A 1,388-nucleotide genomic window follows, 5' to 3' on the forward strand; every position below is an offset into this window, starting at 1 on the left:
GGGCCTGTCCGGCGCGCGCGGCGGCGTCCAGGGTCGGCTGCGCCTGGCCCTGGAAATGCGGCATCACTTCGGCGGCGAACAATTCGGCGGACCGTCTGGTGGCGGCGGGGTTGGCCCACTCGTGGCCCATCTGCAGCATGCAGCCGAATCCGCCGGATTGATCCCACAGCCGCTGGACCTGTTCCCGTGCCCGCTCCGGCGTGCCGATCACGCCCGCCCCGTTGTCGTTGATGACGTCGATCATCTCGTCGAGCTGCTCACCGGGCATCGTCATTTGCGGGAAGGCGGCCACCTTCTGGAAGTAGCGGAACCACGGCTCGATGCCGAACTTGACCTCTTCGCGCGCCTGCTTCTCCGTTTCGGCGAGGTGGAACAGGCCGACCAGGCTCCAGTTCTTGCGGTCGACCTGCGTCCCGAATACCGCCGCGCGCTCCTCGACGATGCCCCAGTGATAGGACAGCGCGTTGAAACCCTCGACGGTCAGCGTCGCGCCGATGGACAGCAACCCGATGCCGTGCTTGCCGGCCAGCCGCGCGCCCGTCGGTGACGCGACCGCGGCCACCGACAGCGGGATCCCGCCGTCGGAATACGGGGCGAGCTGCAACTTGGCGTCGAACAGTTGGTGCGTGGCCGTCTTGGCGCTCACGGTTTCGCCCGCGAGCAGGCGGACAACGATGTCGAGGTTCGTTTCGAGCAGCTCGCGCGTGTCGGTCGGGGTGAGTCCGATCATCGACGAGTCGCTGGGCAGGGAGCCCGGCCCCACGCCGCCGATGATCCGGCCGTGGGTGAGGTGATCCAGCAGCATCAGCCGGTCGGCGACCCAGAGCGGGTTGTGGTACGAGAGGGAAATGACGCCGGTGCCAAAGCGAATCCGCTTGGCGCGCTCGGCCGCCGCGGCGATGAAAACCTCTGGCGAGCTGATGATCTCGCTACCCGCCGAATGGTGTTCACCCAGCCACACTTCGTCGAAGCCGAGGGCGTCGAGGTGCTCGATGAAGGCGAGGTCACGCTGCAGCGCAAGCGTCGGATTCGTGCCCGCCCGATGGAACGGCGCGATGAAGTATCCAAACCTGAGCTTCGCCATCGAAGTCCCCTTGCAGCCGAGTAGGCCAGAACCATAACTCGAATGCGGACTCCCGCCTAGGCCGTCACGCCAGAAAGCCAGGTGGGCGAGAGGTTTTCAGCCGGCGGGGCCAGGTGATCCCGGCCCCGCCGACTAGGCGAGCAAGTTCGTGTTGTCGGGCGGTCAGCGCTCAGCGACGTGTCAGTAGCCGCCGCAGACGTTCCCGACGCAGCCGCCACCGCCACCCGGGCCGCCGCCGCCACCCCCGACACCGGGGATGCTGCCGCCACCGCCGCCGGGGCCGCCGCCGCCCGTCGGACCGCCG

1 protein-coding gene is annotated in these 1,388 nt (G+C 68.4%); it reads right to left on the reverse strand.

Annotated elements, in window-relative coordinates; genetic code table 11:
* Positions 1–1,084 (reverse strand): LLM class flavin-dependent oxidoreductase (locus A9X05_RS08545; protein ID WP_067780610.1); only part of this gene is annotated, 1,084 nt, incomplete at its 3' end.
* Positions 1,085–1,388 lie beyond the last annotated feature (304 nt).

Origin of the sequence: Mycobacterium sp. E3298 (genome assembly GCF_001666895.1) — a bacterium.
Taxonomy (GTDB): domain Bacteria; phylum Actinomycetota; class Actinomycetes; order Mycobacteriales; family Mycobacteriaceae; genus Mycobacterium.